The 13,097-nt window shown below is 71.6% G+C and carries 11 protein-coding genes; 5 read left to right on the top strand and 6 right to left on the bottom strand.

Annotated features, from left to right (window positions below):
- Positions 1 to 74: 74 nt before the first annotated feature.
- Together ACZ4TR_RS17555 and ACZ4TR_RS17550 are read right to left on the bottom strand one after the other, a co-directional pair.
- The gene (locus ACZ4TR_RS17555; RefSeq protein WP_465287973.1) at positions 75 to 737 is read right to left on the bottom strand and encodes a Crp/Fnr family transcriptional regulator; all 663 of its coding nucleotides are present in this window, start codon (positions 735 to 737) and stop codon (positions 75 to 77) included.
- A 21-nt stretch (positions 738 to 758) separates the two neighbouring features.
- Positions 759 to 1,376: a nucleotidyl cyclase domain-containing protein gene (locus ACZ4TR_RS17550; RefSeq protein WP_465287972.1), complete on the bottom strand. Its 618-nt coding sequence runs from the start codon at positions 1,374 to 1,376 to the stop codon at positions 759 to 761.
- 235 nt (positions 1,377 to 1,611) lie between these two features.
- Here ACZ4TR_RS17550 and ACZ4TR_RS17545 point away from each other — a divergent pair, with 235 nt between their 5' ends.
- Positions 1,612 to 2,661, top strand: a complete 1,050-nt coding sequence (locus ACZ4TR_RS17545) for a helix-turn-helix domain-containing protein (RefSeq protein WP_465287971.1) — start codon at positions 1,612 to 1,614, stop codon at positions 2,659 to 2,661.
- The gene (locus ACZ4TR_RS17540; RefSeq protein ID WP_465287970.1) at positions 2,658 to 3,776 is read left to right on the top strand and encodes a hypothetical protein; all 1,119 of its coding nucleotides are present in this window, start codon (positions 2,658 to 2,660) and stop codon (positions 3,774 to 3,776) included. The genes ACZ4TR_RS17545 and ACZ4TR_RS17540 overlap by 4 nt, the downstream gene beginning before the upstream one ends.
- Here ACZ4TR_RS17540 and ACZ4TR_RS17535 read toward each other — a convergent pair.
- From ACZ4TR_RS17535 to ACZ4TR_RS17525, 3 genes are all read right to left on the bottom strand, one after another.
- Positions 3,762 to 4,319 (bottom strand): GNAT family N-acetyltransferase, encoded by a 558-nt coding sequence (locus tag ACZ4TR_RS17535; protein WP_465287969.1) that lies wholly within the window; start codon positions 4,317 to 4,319, stop codon positions 3,762 to 3,764. The two genes, ACZ4TR_RS17540 and ACZ4TR_RS17535, sit on opposite strands and share 15 nt — an antisense overlap.
- A gap of 94 nt (positions 4,320 to 4,413) precedes the next feature.
- The gene (locus tag ACZ4TR_RS17530; RefSeq protein ID WP_465287968.1) at positions 4,414 to 6,297 is read right to left on the bottom strand and encodes an ArnT family glycosyltransferase; all 1,884 of its coding nucleotides are present in this window, start codon (positions 6,295 to 6,297) and stop codon (positions 4,414 to 4,416) included.
- Between the two features lie 4 nt (positions 6,298 to 6,301).
- On the bottom strand, positions 6,302 to 7,843 hold the full coding sequence (locus ACZ4TR_RS17525) for a sensor histidine kinase (RefSeq protein WP_465287967.1): 1,542 nt from the start codon (positions 7,841 to 7,843) through the stop codon (positions 6,302 to 6,304).
- A 187-nt stretch (positions 7,844 to 8,030) separates the two neighbouring features.
- On the opposite strand from ACZ4TR_RS17525, the gene ACZ4TR_RS17520 reads away from it, so the two are divergent.
- Positions 8,031 to 8,588 carry a hypothetical protein gene (locus ACZ4TR_RS17520; protein ID WP_465287966.1) on the top strand — a complete coding sequence of 186 codons (558 nt, stop codon included), beginning with the start codon at positions 8,031 to 8,033 and terminating at the stop codon, positions 8,586 to 8,588.
- Positions 8,589 to 8,699: 111 nt separating this feature from the next.
- Here the strand turns inward: ACZ4TR_RS17520 and ACZ4TR_RS17515 are convergent, their stop codons facing one another.
- A complete protein-coding gene (locus ACZ4TR_RS17515; RefSeq protein WP_465287965.1) occupies positions 8,700 to 10,799 on the bottom strand; it encodes a fatty acid desaturase in 2,100 nt (699 codons plus the stop codon).
- Between the two features lie 138 nt (positions 10,800 to 10,937).
- Here ACZ4TR_RS17515 and ACZ4TR_RS17510 point away from each other — a divergent pair, with 138 nt between their 5' ends.
- Complete coding sequence (locus ACZ4TR_RS17510) at positions 10,938 to 11,528, top strand: TetR/AcrR family transcriptional regulator (RefSeq protein ID WP_364529152.1); 591 nt, start codon at positions 10,938 to 10,940, stop codon at positions 11,526 to 11,528.
- A 128-nt stretch (positions 11,529 to 11,656) separates the two neighbouring features.
- Positions 11,657 to 13,048 carry a trigger factor gene (gene tig, locus ACZ4TR_RS17505; protein ID WP_465287964.1) on the top strand — a complete coding sequence of 464 codons (1,392 nt, stop codon included), beginning with the start codon at positions 11,657 to 11,659 and terminating at the stop codon, positions 13,046 to 13,048.
- Positions 13,049 to 13,097: the final 49 nt, after the last annotated feature.

Raw genomic sequence — 13,097 nt, 5'->3', positions numbered from 1 at the left:
CCTCCTCTGCCCGTGGATCCAGGAAACCTCCGGCTCGCCGCGCGGTCTGTGTCAGCTGACACAGAAGGCGGGATTCAGCTCGCCAATCGTCGAAGTTCGGCCAGGCGGTGGATCGTCACCTGTCTTCTGCCGGTGCTGATCACGCCCTGGCGCCGCAGTTCGCGCGTCGCGCGGGCCCAGGACTCGCGGGAGATCGCCGCCGTCATCGCCAGCTCGGCCTGCGTGGCGGGGACGGCGATCCGGATGTCCCCTCCGTGGGGAGTCCCGTGCTGGACGGCCAGCTGCATCAGCTGCGCGGCCACCCGCCGCGCCGCGGCGCCGCCCCCGAGCTCCAGCCACTGCCGGCCGACCGATCGCAGCCGCGTCGACAGCACGAGCAGCAGCGCCCAGGAGATCCGGGACCGCGTCCGGCACAGCGTGGCGAAGCGGTCGCCGGGGACCTCCAGGACCTCGACGTCATCGAGCGCTTCGACGGTCGCCGACCGCGGCTGCGCGTCGATCGCGGCCAGTTCGCCGATGACGTCACCCGGGCCGCGCACCCCGACGACGACCTCGCGCCCGTCCGGCGTCCCGTGCACGATCCGCACGTGCCCGGCGAGCAGCACCAGCACGACGCTGGAGCGGTCGCCTTCCCGGCAGAGGGTCCCGCCGCGCGGATGACTGCGCCGCGTGGCGGACTCCGCCAGCACCCGGCGATCGGCCGGGGCCAGGTCGGCCCAGAATCCCGTCGGTTCCACGTCCCCACCTCGTTTCCGGTCCTACGCGGTCATGTCCTCCTGCGGTGCACGGGTTTCGGCGGTGTAGAGCCAGCCGCGAAGCCGCTCTCCGCCGATCTTGATGTGGACGGCCTGGGTGAAGGCCGTGTGGTCGATGCCGGGGTAGCCGTGGCGCACGACCGCGCGGTGGATCTCTTGCGACACCGCGAGCGCCAGCCGTCCGGTGGTCTCGCGCATCCGTCGCTTCAGCTCGGGGGCGTCGACCAGCCGGCAGGCGATGTCGACGTCCTCGCCGTACGGCCCGCGGTTGTCCCGGTGCACTTCACCCGCGTGCACGGCGACGCGAAGCCGGAAGGCGAGGTCGGGCAGGTGGCGGGCGTGCTTCTCGAGAAGATCGGCGAGCGCGGGGACGAAGGTGGCGAGCAGCAGCGTCTTGGGCACCTGGTCGAAGGGCCGCACGAGACACAGCGCGCCGTCGCCGCGGTCGACGAACGGTTCACGGTGCTTGCGGCCGATCCCGCCGATGGTGAAGGCCTCGTCGAGCAGCTGGAAGAGGACGTTCCGGAGCAGGGCGCGCACCGAGTTTGTGTGCTGGGTCGATCCCTCGATGTCGACCGCCACGATGGCCCGGTGCCGGGGTATGTCCGCTGGAGTACTCATAGGCCCGCTCCTGCCTTCAGGTATGAACTGAAGTTCAGTCAACTTCACTGTAGAGCCTGGAGTACCCTGGAACAACCAGGTTGAATCGGCGTTACCCGTTTGGTGCGAGGAAGTTTGGGTACGCGTAACGGTTCAGTCCCGGCTTCATCAGGTCGCCGACCGTGACTTTAGCTACAGGGAGTACTATCACACCACTCTCGGCACTACTGAAATTTACTGAAGGGTGGCGGAGACTGTGTCCCCAGTCGCGCCGCGGGCGCTCGCCCGTCGCCTCAAGGGGCTGCGCGAGGAGCAGTGGCCCGACGCCGGGCTGACTCAAGCGCACCTCGCCGAGGCGTTCGGCGGCGTGAGCGTCTCGCTCATCTCGTCGTGGGAGAACGCCGAAAAGCCGACCCGGCCGCCGGTCAGGCGGCTGGAGGCGTACGCGACGGTCTTCGCGACGCGTCGTTCCTGGGACGGCGGGTACCTGCGGGTCCTCCCAGTCGAAGAACTGACGGACGACGAGCGCGACCAGCGCAAGAAACTGCTGGACGAACTGCTGTGGCTGCGGGACGGCAGGGAGCCGGAGCCGGCAGTGGCCGACCTCTGGACCTTCGAAGAAGTCGACCAGCGGATCACCATCGTCTGCGCGCCGTTGCCGGAGGAGTACCGCCGGAATCTCGTCTACGCCGATCCCGAGAGCGCGGACTTCGTGTCGCTGTACACGTATGCGGATCCCGACGCCCTGATCGAGCTGTTCGGGCACATCCGGGCGCGCAACCCCGACAACCCGGTCACGTTCCGCACCAGCAACGAGCTCACGGCGGACGACTACACCGGCCACCTCGTTCTTCTCGGAGGCGTCGACTGGAATACCGTGACGAAGGTCGTGATCAATCGAGCGGATCTCCCCGTGGAGCAGGTCGGCCGGGCGATCGATGCCGAGCACGGCGGGTTCCGGGTTCAGGAGAACGGCCAGCCGCGGCTCATCGAGCCGCGGCTCGACACCCAGGGGCACCTGGTGGAAGACGTGGCGCACTTCTATCGCGGAGTATCTCCGTTCAACCGAAAGCGCACCGTGACCGTATGCAATGGTATGTACGGTCGAGGAACGCTGGGCGCAGTGAGAGCGCTGACGGACAACCGGTTCTTGGACCGGAACACCGCTTACGTACAGAACCGGTTCGCCGGCGAAGATTCCTTCAGCATCATCAGCCGGGTGCCTGTCGTGGGAGGGCAGGGCTTGACTCCCGACTGGACACTCGAGGAGAACCGCCTGCACGAGTGGCCCGAGGTAGCGAAGTGAAACCGCAGCAGCACAAGTCGCACCAGGATTTGCTGGACCACTTCGACACGGATGGCACACCGCGCGCGGCCGTCGACGCGATCATCGTGCCCAACGGACGTCCGGCGCCCTACCTGAAGCAGGCCATCAACGCGGCGAAACTCCTCGATGCCCACTTGGTGCTCCTGTGCAGCATGCGGGCCAACGCCTCGAACGCGGCGCTGGCGGCGAAGCGGGCGGGCGTCCGGGTGACGGCCGTCGATGTCGACCTCCTGCCCAGCGGGGTCGTCCCCGAGTTCTCCACCGACAATCTGCTCAAGCTCGGGAAGTTCCACCGGAAGGTCGACACGAGCCTGAAACGGAACCTCGGCCTGCTCCTCGCGATTCTCACGGGGTGGGAGCGGATCGTCTTCCTCGACGACGACATCGTCCTGCCCCAGCCGGGTGATCTCGCGGCGGCGGCGGGCCTGCTCACCCACCACGCCGTCGTCGGGCTCGCGAACGCCGGGATGAAGGACAACTCGGTGGTCTGCCACGCGCTGCGTGATGTCGGCGCCACTCAAGACGTGTTCATCGGCGGGGGCGCACTCGTCGTCGGCGAGGCGGCGTTCTCGTCGTTCTTCCCGAACATCTACAACGAGGACTGGTTCTTCCTCCTGGACGGGCTGCGGCTGCGGCCGTCGGCCGTCGTCGGGACCGCGTGGCAGTACGACTACGACCCGTACAACGATCCCCGGCGGGCTCGCGGTGAGGAACTGGGCGACACCCTCGCGGAGGGCGTGTTCGGCCTGCTCGACAACGGGCTGGGCCTGGCCCACGCCGACGAGCGGTACTGGGGCGAGTTCCTGCCCGCGCGGCGCCGGATCATCAGCACGACGATCGAGCAGGTGCTCGCCTCGGACATCGAACGGGGACAGCAAGCCAGGATGGTCTCGGCGCTCAAGGCGTCGATCGGGCGCAGCCACCTGATCACCCCGGAGATGTGCGTCCGCTACCTGCGGGCCTGGCAGGACGACTGCGTGCGCTGGCGCGAGCACATCCGCGAACTCCGCCGCGACCACCGCGGCGGTCTGGGGATCGACGGTGCGCTGGCGACCCTCGAATTGGCCACCACTCGCCGGTCAATACCGGCTTGACGCGCCGATCGCCCGCGGCTCGCCCCGTGGAGCCGGCGTGACCACCGCCAGGTCCTTGACCAGCACGTAGCAGCGTTCCGGCACCTCGAGGACGCCGCCGTTGCGCAAGGTCACCTGGGCGTAGCAGGTCACCGTGCCGTGGCCCCAGTCCCGGTAGCCGAGCCGGTCGTACAGGCGCGCCGCGGCCGGGTTGTCCGTGCGGACCGCCAGCGCGACGCGGTCGTGGCCGAGCTCGGCGAGGTGCTGCTCCACCGCGCCGGCCAGGGCCGCGCCGACTCCGCGGTTGCGCAGCTCCTGGTGAACCTGCAGGTGGGTGAGCAGGGCGACCCCCGGGAGGTGCCGGCGGATCGGGGGCTCCTCGGCCTCCTCCAGCCACAGGTACACCGCCCCGGCAGGACGGGTGCCTAGCCACGCGAAGAAGAGAACTCCCTGATCATTCCGCTGGCGCAGCCAGCGATCGATGAGGAATCCGCCGTCGCCGAGGGCTGCGGCGAACGGGATCAGGTCTGCGGATCGGGCCCGCCATACGTGGGGCTCGGTCATCTGCAGCGACTCCGTTCTCCGGCTGCTTCCATAGTGCCGGAGGCGGCCCGGAGTTGACCAGGTCATCCGGCCCTGACCCTGCTTTCGTCGGTGCTCAGGCGACCGCGGTGAGGTCGTAGACGGTCACGCCGTCCACCGTCGTCGACCGGTACGTCGACGCCACCCACTCGGCGATCCGCCGGGCCGCGTCCGAACCACTGGAACCCTGCATCGTCAGGCCGTCGCCGAGGAAGTAGTGGATCCGTCCGCCGGCCACGTACTGCTGGAACTGCTCCAGCGTCGGATACGGGTCGGTGCCGTTGAAACCGCCGACCGCCAGCACCGGAGCACCGCTCGCCAGCTGGTAGCCCGCGGCCGCGTTCGACAGCACCGTCGCCGCCGTCCAGGTGTAGCGGGACGCGTCCTGCCGCAGCAACGCCGTGAGGGACGCGCCGGGCAGCGTCGTCGACAGCAGGGACCCCGGGCCGCCGCCACGACCGCCGCCGAAGCCGCCGCCCGGACCGCCGAACCCGCCGGGGCGACCGCCGAAGCCCGAAGCCGGGCCCGCCGACGGGATCGCGCCTTCGTGCGCCGTCGCCGCGGTCGCCAGCGTGTAAGCGCCCGTGCCCGACAGCAGCACGACCAGCCCGAGGACCGCGACCGACGAAGCCGCCCATCGCGTCAGGTGGGACGCGAAGAACAGCGCCACCGCCGCCAGCAGCCCGCCGATCAGCACCGTCGGGGCCAGCCACGGCTGCCACGTCGAGTCCGACAGCAGCAGGTACGCGGTCAGGGCCGTCAGCGCCACTCCGCCGCTGAGCAGTCCGGACGCCGAAGGGCGCGCCCGCAGCCGCCACAGCTGGACCGCCGCCGTGCCCACCAGCGCCGCGATCGCCGGCGCCAGCGCGACCGTGTAGTACGGGTGGATGATCCCGCCCATGTAGCTGAACACCAGCGCTGTCACCATTAGCCAGCCGCCCCACAGCAGCAGCGCCGCCCGCGATCGGTCGGTGCGCGGGCCGCGGCGGGTGAACCACAGGCCGGCGCCCAGCGCGAGCAGCGCCGCCGGGACCAGCCACGCGATCCCGCCCGCCATTTCGCTGCCGAACAGCCGGGTCAGGCCGGTCGAACCCCACCCGCGGCCACCACCGCCGCCGACGCTGCCGACCTCGTCACCGGTGATCCGGCCGAAGCCGTTGTAGCCGAAGACCAGCTCCCACAACGAGTTCGTCTGCGACCCGCCGATGAAGGGCCGGTCGGCCACCGGCCAGAGCGCGACGACCACGAGGTACCAGCCCGCCGCGGCCAGCGTCGCCGCCAGCGCGCCCAGCAGGTGCAGCAAGCGCTTGCCAAGTGGCACCGGCGCGGCGACCAGGTACGCCACCGCGAACGCCGGCAGCACCAGGAACGCCTGCAGCATCTTGGCCAGGAAACCGAACCCGACCGCGACGCCGGCCAGCGCGAGCCAGCGCGGGCTCGCCTTCTCGAGCGCGCGGACCACGCAGTAGGCCCCCGCGACCAGCAGCAGCACGAGCAGCGCGTCCGGGTTGTCGAACCGGAACATCAGTGCCGCGGCGGGTGTCAGGGCCAGCACCAGACCGGCGACGAGCCCGGCGGCCGGGCCGGAGGTCCGCTTGACCGTCGCGTGCAGCAGCCAGACCGAGCCGACGCCCATCAGCGCCTGCGGCACCAGGACGCTCCACGCGTTGACGCCGAACACCCGCGCCGACAGGCCCATCACCCAGAGCGCCGCCGGGGTCTTGTCCACCGTGATCGCGTTCGCGGCGTCGCTGGAGCCGAAGAACAGCGCCTTCCAGCTCTCCGAACCGGCCTGCGCGGCCGCGGAGTAGAAGGCGTTGGCCCAGCCGGAAGCGCCCAGCCCCCACAGGTAGAGCACGGCGGTCCCGAGCAGCAGTACGCCGAGCGCGGGCCGGTGCCAAGTCCGGCGAACGGGCGGCGAGGGGGTCACAACGGTTTCGCGCGACGCGAGAGCGGTCATGGGCTCAGCTTCCGGTTTCCAGCTGGGGCAACGTTGTGCCGACGCTGTGCACCCGCTGTGTGGGCACGGCCACGGGCAGGCGCACGGCGAACTCCGTCCGGCCGGGCCGGCTGTGCACCTCGATGGTGCCGTGGTGGGCGACGACGACGGCGCACGCGATCGCCAGCCCGAGCCCGGTGCTGCCGGCGGTCCGGGAGCGCGACGAGTCGCCGCGGGCGAACCGTTCGAAGACGTCCGGCAGCAGGTCCGGTGCGATGCCGGGCCCGTCGTCGGTCACCGTGAGCACGGCGCTGTGGGTGTCCTTCGAACGGCCGAGCGAGGTCGTCACCGTGGTGCCGGGCGGGGTGTGCGTGCGTGCGTTGGCCAGCAGGTTCGCCAGGACCTGGTGCAGCCGCTGGACGTCGCCGAACACCAGCACCGGGTCCGGGGGCAGTTCCAGCAGCCACCGGTGCTCGCGCCCGGCGACCCGGGCGTCGCCGACGGCGTCGGCGACCAGCCGGGTGAGGTCGAGGTCGTGCACGTCCAGCGGGCGGCCGGCGTCGAGCCGCGCCAGCAGCAGGAGGTCCTCGACGAGCGCGCTCATCCGGACGGACTCGGACTGGATCCGGCTCATCGAACGCGCGACGTCCGGCGGCACGAGCGCGCTGCCGCGGGCGGCCAGCTCGGCGTACCCGCGGATGGCGGCCAGCGGCGTCCGCAGCTCGTGGCTGGCGTCCGCGACGAACTGGCGGGCGCGCAGTTCGCTGTCGTGGCGGGCTGCCAGGGCCTGCGCGACGTGACCGAGCATCAGGTTCAGCGCCGAGCCCACCTGGCCGACCTCGGTCCGCGGGTCGGTGTCGGCCTCCGGCACGCGGATGGACAGCGCCACCTGGCCGCGGTCGAGGGGGAGCTCGGTGACGCGCCCGGCGGTGGCCGCGACGCGCTCGAGCGGCCGCAGCGTCCGGCGGACCGCGAACGCGCCGAGGAAGGCCGCGCCGAGCACCCCCGCGGCGGCCACGCCGAACAGGATCAGCCCGACGGTGAGCAGCGTGTCGGTGACCGGCTTCATCGGCAGGCCGGTGACCACGACGGCGGCCGTCCCGGCGACCGGCAGCGCCATCAGGCGGTACTCGCCGAGGTCGTCGAAGGACAGGGTGTGCGGCTGGCCGTCGGTGGGCACGGAAAGCATGACGGCCTGCTGCGCGGCGGTCAGCCGCAGGCGCGAGCCGTGTTCGGAAATGCTGTCGTCGTGGACGAGCCGCTGCCCGTCGAAGGTGCCGCTCACCGTGCCGACGTTCTGCCCCAGCGGGTGTTCGCCCGCCTGGCCGCCGGGCAGCGGGCCCGTGTCCGGGGGACGGGCGTTGCTCGCGAAGACGAGCGAGCGCTCCGCCGCGGCGGACAGCTGCTGGTCGATCTGCCGGGTGAGGAACAGGTCGAGCGCGAGCTCGCTGACCACCCCGACGATCAGGCACACCACGGTGAGCAGCACGACCATCGAGCCGGTCAGCTTCGCGCGCAGCGAAAGGCGCCCCCGGCGGGGGTGCGGTGCAACGGTTCGCGCGGCCATGGGGACAGCGTCCGGCCGGGCCGTGTGTGCGGGTTGTGTGCTGCCTGTGAGGCGGCTGTGGGGCGACCGGCCGGTCGCGGATGTCCGCTTCCTCCGGTCACAGGAACGGCTGACGGCAGGCACAGTGCGCACACAGCCGGCCGCTCCACCGTGGACCGCACCGAAGGAACCTCTCGAGGAGCACACCATGACCACACCGCAGGCACCGTCCACTCCGGACCGGACGTGGGGCGCGCCGCCCGCACCGGGCACGCCGCCGCGGCCGGCCTGGACGCCGGGCAAGAAGATCGCGGCGGGCGCCGTCGCGGTGGCGATCGTGGCCGGCGGGGGAGCGGCGATCTGGGCCGCCTCCTCGTCTTCGGCGTCGACCGGCAGCGCCGCCGGGCCCGGCGGGATGCAAGGCGGTCCGGGAGCTTCGGGTTCGGCGCTGCACGGCGAGTACGTGTCTTCGGACGGAAACGGTGGTTACGTCACGAAGATCATGCAGACCGGCGAAGTCACGGAGCTGAGCGCGACGTCGCTGACCGCGAAGAGCGACGACGGGTTCTCGAAGACGTACACGATCACGTCGGCGCAGGCGACGGGCCTGGCGACCGGGGACACGGTGACGGTGGTGGCGACGGAGTCGGGCGACGCGGCGACGGCGACGTCGGTGACCGACGGCGCGGCCGGCGCGGGTCAGGGCCAGCTGCCGGGCGGCGGCCAGGGAACACCACCCTCGGGAGCCCCGACGCGGACCGGCTGACCCGGGTTCCCCAGCGCCCCAATGTGGCCTTCGGTGCGTCAGACGCACTCAAGGCGGCCTTCGGTGCGTCAGACGCAACCAAGGCCACATTGGGGCGCTTGCAGTCCAGGGTCAGCGGCGGTCGTAGTCGACCGCGACCTCCGGGGTCGTCGCGTGGGAACGGCACGTCAGGATGCGGCCCGCCGCCACGTCGTCGACCGTCAGCGCGTAGCGGACGTCCATGTCGACCTGACCCTGCCGCAGCGTCGCCAGGCACGTGCCGCACGCGCCGCCCGTGCACGAGTACGGCACCTCGAACCCGGCCCGCAGCGCCGCGTCCAGCACCGTCTCGCCGGCTTCCGCCGGGACGCACGTCGTCGTCCCGCCCAGCGTCACCGCCACCGTGGCCGGCGTGCCAGCCGGGTCGCGCAGGGGTGCCGCGCCGTGGAAGAGCTCGAAGTGGACGTTCTCGGCCGGGACGTCCGCGTCGGCCAGCGTCCGGCGGGCCAGGTCCATCAGGCCGCGCGGCCCGCACAGGAACCATTCGTCGACCTTGGCCGGGTGCAGGCGGTTCTGCAGCAGCGCGCGCAGCCGCGTCCCGTCGAGCCGGCCGCGCTGGTACCGCTCGTGCGAGATCGCCAGCGCCTCGCCGACCGTGTCGAACTGCCGGGGCCGGTGCGCGTGCAGGTCCGGGTCGCGTTCGTCGGTCCGGTAGTGGACGACGTGCAGCCGTCCGCCGAACCCGTCGGCGAGCGAGCTCAGTTCCCGCGCGAAGAGCGTCGTCGAGCCCGAAGTGTTGACGTACAACAGGGTCGCGCGGCTGTGCGGCTCGGCGGACAGCGCGCTGACCACGATGGACAGCACCGGCGTGATGCCGCTGCCCGCGGCCAGCGCGACGTAGTGCGCGGTCCGCGAAGGATCGGGTGTGAGCGTGAACCCTCCCGACGGCGGCAGCACGTCGAGGAAGTCGCCCACGGCCAGCGTCGTGGTCGCGAACCCGGAGAACGCGCCGCCCGGCCGCCGCTTCACCGCGATCCGCAGCTCCCCCGACGCCGCGGGCGCGCAGATCGAGTACGTCCGGCGCACCGGCTGCCCGTCGAGCACCGCGCGGACCGCCACGTGCTGGCCCGGCAGGAACCGGAACTCGCTCGTGAGCTGGGGCGGGACGTAGAAGGTGATCGCGACGGCGTCCGCGGTCAGCGGGCTGATCTCGCGCACCCGCAGCCGGTGGAAGCGGCTCGGCCCGAGCGGCGGCGGGGCCGGCGCGGGCACGACGACGTCGGGTTCGGTGTCCAGTCCCGCGGTCATCCGGTACTCCTCCGCGGTCAGGTCCCGGCCCCAGGCGGTGCTGATCGGGACGTCGCGGGCCAGGTAGGCCTCGCGGTTCTCCAGCCAGACCCGCCGGTACTTGTGGAACGGGACGGCCGGGTGCAGGTGGTGCACCAGGTGCAGGTTCTGGGCCAGCAGCACCGGGGTCAGCAGCCGCTCGAGGCCGACGCGCACGCGGGTGGTGCCGAACCGGCCGCGCGGCCCGGCGGCGGGCAGGCCGTGGTGCGGCAGCCAGCCGAACGACCAGGCGAGCAGGCCCAGCCCCAGCCGCTGCGGCAGCAGGTACACGAACAGCAGCTCGAGGCCGTACCCGGCCGAGACGAGCGCCACGGCGGCCGCCACCGCCGCCGCCAGCACCACCACCGTCTCGGCGAGCTCGTGCGGGGGCCGGGACCGCAGCCGGGCGAAGTAGCAGCGCGCGTAGGAGAAGTCGAGCGTCAGCCAGCGCAGCGGGAGCTGCCAGCGCGGGCCGCGGGCGGTCCAGGCGTCCGGGTCCGCGCGGACCGACGCGTTGGTGTGGCGGTGGTGTTCACCGTGGACGTAGCGCAGCGAGGGGAACGACGCGTACGCCGCGACGAACGGGACGGCCAGCCGGCCGAGCACTTCGTTGACCCAGGTCAGCTTCCCGGCGCAGTGGTGCGCCGACTCGTGCACCACCGTGTACATCGCGAAGGTGACGACCGTGTTCAGCAGCACGGTCACGACCGCCGGCACGAGCCCGGCGAGCAGCAGCCAGGTCGCGGTGCCCCACACCGCGGCACCGCCGGCGAACAGCAGCAACGCCGGCACCGAGACGGCGGGCAGCGCGATCCGGGGCGAGGGCACCGCGTGGGCGGCGGCCACCCCCGTCGCCGGCGCCGCCACTGTGACGGAACCGTGCGGCTCGGTGACGGCGACGGACATCGAGCGGTCTCCCCGGTCGAGAAGCTCCTGGTCAGGCGGGAGTCACCGTAGACAACTCAGTCGGGTTTGTAAACGTTGCGGCAGGCTTCGAAAAAAGGTGCCGGCCAGCGGAACGCAACCCGCGGGTAAGCTGACGGTGTGAAGGCGGTCACCCACCCCGTTCCGGCGCGCACCCGGGAGAAGCTGCTGGCCGCGGCGGCCGACGTCATCCGCGCCGACGGCTGGGCCGCCGTGACGATGGGCAAGCTGGCCGCGCAGGTCGGCGTCAGCAGGCAAACCGTCTACAACGAACTGGGCTCCAAGGCCGAGCTCGCCAAGGCCTTGATGCTGAACGAAACCGACCGCTTCGTCGAGCGCGTGAACGACGACGTCGCCGCGCACCCGGACGACCCGGTCGAGGGCGTCACGGCCGCGTTCCGGCACAGCCTCGAAGCCGCCCACGCCAACCCGCTGCTGGAGATCGCGCTCGGCGGCCAGCAGGGCGGCCGCGACGACTTCCTCCCGCTGCTGACCTCGCAGCCCGAGGCGGTGCTCGGGCGGGCGGTCGAGGCCGTCGCGGCGGTGTTCGCGCGCAGCTACCCGGCGGTTCCGCTGACGGCGTCGGAGTGGGCGGTGGCGGTCGAGGCGTTCGTGCGGCTGCTGCTTTCCCACCTGGTGCAGCCCAGCGGCTCGGCCGAGCACGCGAGCGGCCAGATGCGCTGGGTGATCGGCCGGATGCTCGGGTCCTGACGCCGCAGGTGGCCCCCGCCCCGGCGGCGCGGGCCACTGGCCTAGACTCGGACGTCCCGGTCCGCAGGTGGCCGGGGCCATTTCCGCAGGATTGTCCTACACAATCGTTACCGCTCGAGGAGAAGACCTTGAAGAGCACCGTCGAGCAGCTGAGCCCGACGCGAGTCAAGATCAATGTCGAGGTGCCGTTCGACGAGCTGAAGCCGAACTTCGACCGCGCCTACCGCAAGATCGCCCAGCAGGTGCGCATCCCGGGCTTCCGGCCCGGCAAGGCGCCCGCTCGCGTCCTGGAAAGCCGGATCGGGCGCGGCCCGGTGCTCGACGAGGTCGTCAACGAGGCCATCCCGGCCAAGTACATCGAGGCCGTTCGCGAGAACGAGGTCCGCACGCTCGGGAACCCCGAGTTCGACGTGACCAAGCTCGAAGACCGCGACGTCCTCGAGTTCACCGCCGAGGTCGACGTGCGCCCGGAGATCGAGCTGCCCGACCTCGAAGGCTTCGCGGTCACCGTCGACGACGTCGAGCTGACCGACGCGGAGGTCGACGAGCAGCTGGACGAGCTGCGCGCCCGCTTCGGCACGCTGACCGGCGTCGAGCGCCCGGCCGAGACCGGCGACTTCGTCTCGATCGACCTGGCCGCGACCGTCGACGGCGAGGCCGTCGAAGAGGCCGCCACCACCGGGCTGTCCTACGAGATCGGCTCCGGCCAGCTCGTGGACGGCATCGACGAGGCCATCGTCGGCGCGAACGCCGGTGAGACCAAGACGTTCACCACCCAGCTCGTCGCCGGCGACCACGCCGGCAAGGACGCCGAGGTGACCGTGACCGTCCAGTCGGTCAAGCAGCGCGAGCTGCCGGAGGCCGACGACGAGTTCGCGCAGATGGCGAGCGAGTTCGACACGATCGACGAGCTCAAGAGCGACCTGCGCGAGCGCCTCGCCCGCGTCAAGAAGATGCAGCAGGGCGTCCAGGCTCGCGACAAGGTGCTCGACGAGCTCCTGGAGCGCACCGAGGTGCCGATCCCGGAGAAGGTCCTCGACTCCGAGATCGAGAACCGCAAGCACGATGCGATCCACCCGTTCGACCACGACGAGGCCCAGTTCGCGCAGGCCCTCGAGGCCGAAGGCCGCACGCTGGAGGAGTTCGACGCGGAGACCCGCACCGAGTCGGAGAAGGCCGTCCGCACGCAGCTGCTGCTGGACACCATCGCCGACAAGGAAGAGGTCTCGGTCAACGACGGCGAGCTGACCGAGCGGATCATCTACCAGGCCCAGCGCTTCGGGATCAGCCCGGACGAGTACGTCCAGCGCGCCCAGCAGTCCGGCCAGCTGACCGCGATCTACGCCGACGTCCGCCGCGGCAAGGCGCTCGCCTCCGTGGTCCGGAAGGCGACCGTCACCGACGGTTCGGGTGCCGAGGTCGACCTTTCGGAGCTGTTCGGCAGCGACGAGCCGGTCGTCGACGAGGCAACCCAGGAGACGCAGGTCACCGACGAGGCGGCGAAGACTCCGGCGGAGTGAAGCTGTGAGCGAACTTGGGCGGTGTCAGGCATTCTGCACCGCCCAAGTT

The sequence above is a fragment of the Amycolatopsis sp. NPDC028719 genome, assembly GCF_055565395.1.
Note: the sequence above shows the minus strand (reverse complement) of the source record. Positions and strands in the feature narration are given on the sequence as shown.

Bases quoted from the DNA above. Each gene is read 5' to 3' on its own strand.
- ACZ4TR_RS17550 (WP_465287972.1), bottom strand. From the start codon at position 1,376: ATGAGTACTCCAGCGGACATACCCCGGCACCGGGCCATCGTGGCGGTC.
- ACZ4TR_RS17530 (WP_465287968.1), bottom strand. From the start codon at position 6,297: ATGACCGCTCTCGCGTCGCGCGAAACCGTTGTGACCCCCTCGCCGCCC.
- ACZ4TR_RS17535 (WP_465287969.1), bottom strand. From the start codon at position 4,319: ATGACCGAGCCCCACGTATGGCGGGCCCGATCCGCAGACCTGATCCCG.
- ACZ4TR_RS17520 (WP_465287966.1), top strand. From the start codon at position 8,031: ATGACCACACCGCAGGCACCGTCCACTCCGGACCGGACGTGGGGCGCG.
- ACZ4TR_RS17515 (WP_465287965.1), bottom strand. From the start codon at position 10,799: ATGTCCGTCGCCGTCACCGAGCCGCACGGTTCCGTCACAGTGGCGGCG.
- ACZ4TR_RS17525 (WP_465287967.1), bottom strand. From the start codon at position 7,843: ATGGCCGCGCGAACCGTTGCACCGCACCCCCGCCGGGGGCGCCTTTCG.